At 55.7% G+C, this 1,672-nt stretch carries 2 protein-coding genes; both read left to right on the top strand.

Annotated elements, in window-relative coordinates; translation table 11 throughout:
* Positions 1-190, top strand: a 190-nt coding sequence (locus Q0256_RS08270) for a hypothetical protein (RefSeq protein WP_297962130.1), incomplete at its 5' end; no start/stop codon positions are given.
* A 79-nt stretch (positions 191-269) separates the two neighbouring features.
* Positions 270-1,613: a sodium-dependent transporter gene (locus tag Q0256_RS08265; RefSeq protein ID WP_297962128.1), complete on the top strand. Its 1,344-nt coding sequence runs from the start codon at positions 270-272 to the stop codon at positions 1,611-1,613.
* Positions 1,614-1,672 lie beyond the last annotated feature (59 nt).

The following is a 1,672-nucleotide window of genomic DNA, read 5'->3' as shown; positions in this document are numbered from 1 at the left end:
ACGGCAATCAGCTTTTGGCGCGACCGCGATAACCTGCATGGCGATCAGTGCGCGCGGCAAAGGCGTCGTAACACAGCCGTGCCGAATCGCGCTGCGGAATTTTAAAATTCTAAACCTAGGCGGTCGGTGCGCAGACGCCGCGATAGTTTATGACGCGATCTATGCAATCTGCTGCGGAAACGGCGCGTAAAATTTTGTGGTAGCCCACGCGACATCACGCTTGGAATTTTAAAATTCCGCGGCTTTAAAATTTAAAAATCGGAGCGAAAATGAACGATAAATTTAGCAAAATCGGCTTCATACTTGCCGTCGCAGGCGGCGCGGTGGGGCTTGGCAATGCATGGAAATTCCCTACCCTCGTGGGTCAAAACGGCGGCAGCGCCTTCGTGCTTTTATACCTCGCACTCACGCTAGGCGTGGGCTTTAGCATATTCTTAGCCGAGATGGCGCTAGGCAGGCTAAGCGGGCGGGATCTGCCGAGCGCGTACGAGACGCTGGCACTGCGCGGCGGGCGTAAATGGCGCGCAGGAGGCGTTTTCATCGCGGGCGGCATGCTGGTGCTGTCCTTTTACCTCGTCATCCTCGGCTGGGTGATCCGCTACATATTTTTGGGCTTTTCTCCGCTGCCCGCAACCGCCGAGGAAGCGGGCGCCGTCTTTGACGATCTCATCTCGCATTCGCTAGCCACGAGCCTGGGCTTTTACGCGCTTGCGCTCGTGCTGACGCTATCCGTCGTCGCGCGCGGCATCAAAAGCGGTATCGAGCGACTAAACGTCGTGATGATGCCGCTTCTTTTCGTACTGCTACTTGCGATGCTTGCGTATGCGTGCACGATGCAGGGCTTCGGCGCGGCGGCGAAATTTCTTTTCTACCCCGACTTCGGCAAAATCACCGTTAGCTCCGTCCTCTCCGCGCTCGGGCTCGCGCTCTTTACCCTGTGCGTGGGCGTTGGCTGTATCGCAGCATACGCGGCTTCGCTTAGTGAGGGTGTGCGGCTGGTACGCAGCTCGATAAACATCGTATTTATCAACATCGCGATCGGACTGATGATGGGGCTCATCGTCTTTACCTTCATCTTCGAATTCCGCGCCGATCCCGCGCAGGGTGCAGGGCTTGTGTTCGTCTCGCTCACTACGATGTTTGCAAAAATGGGGCTAGCGGGGCAGGTGCTTGAAGTCGCGTTTTTCGTCTCGCTCTTTTTCGCGGGGATCACGAGCGCTGTTTCTATGATCGAGCCTTTCGTCTTCTATCTCATCGGCAGGTTTAAAATTTCGCGCCTGCGCGCAGTCTGCATCTCTGGGTGCGTCATAGCGGTGCTAGGCGCATGCTCGCTGCTATCGATGCACGCGGATTATGCGAGCAGGTTTAAGCTTTTCGGCGCGAGCTTTTTTGACTGCTTGGACTTCGTAAGCTCAAACGTCATGCTGCCCCTCGGCGCGCTAACCTCGGCGATCTTCGTAGGCTTCGTGATGGATGCGCAGCGCCTGCGCGGGCTTTTCGGCGCCGATATGGGCGAGCTGGGATTTAAAATTTGGTACTTTTCACTGCGCTTCGTAGCGCCCGTCGCGATCGTGATCATAATGGCAAATCTGCTGTTTTTCAGCGGGAAGTAGAAAGCGATTCGGTTAAATTTAAAGCGGCATGGGTTTAAATTTAACCCCTCTTTGGACGA

The sequence above is a fragment of the uncultured Campylobacter sp. genome, from assembly GCF_937949835.1.
GTDB lineage: Bacteria > Campylobacterota > Campylobacteria > Campylobacterales > Campylobacteraceae > Campylobacter_B.
Note: the sequence above shows the minus strand (reverse complement) of the source record. Positions and strands in the feature narration are given on the sequence as shown.